Here is a 481-nt window from a genome sequence, read left to right on the forward strand (position 1 = left end):
CCGGTCAGCACGTTGTTCAGGGCATTGCCGACGCCGTTGAGGTTGTCGCTGCCGGTCAGGGTGAGGTTTTCCAGGTTGGCGCCCAGGGCCCAGCTCACCGAGGCGCGTACGGTGTCGATTTCGCTCGCCAGGGTACTGGTCTCGGCGACCACGTCCTTGAGGTTGTCGACGACGTAGGTGTCATTGCCGAAGCCGCCAATCATCACGTCGGCGCCGAGGCCCCCGTCCAGCACGTTGTTGCCGCTGTTGCCGATCAGCACGTTGTTCAGGGCGTTGCCGGTGGCGTCGAGCTGGTCGCTGCCGGTGAGTGTCAGGTTCTCGAGGTTGCTGCCCAGGGTGTAGCTGATCGACGACAGCACCGTGTCGATCTCGGCCAGCGAGGTGCCGCGCTCGATTACCGTGTCGCCGAGGTTGTCGACCACGTAGGTGTCGTTGCCAGCCCCGCCGTCCAGGGTATCAGCCCCGGCCTTGCCGTCGAGGA

1 protein-coding gene is annotated in these 481 nt (G+C 65.3%); it reads right to left on the reverse strand.

From position 1 onward, the window contains the following. On the reverse strand, positions 1 to 481 hold a 481-nt coding region (locus tag AC1DQM_RS29910), incomplete at both ends, for a calcium-binding protein (protein ID WP_477747273.1).

It is taken from the genome of Pseudomonas sp. 01L34, from assembly GCF_056400265.1.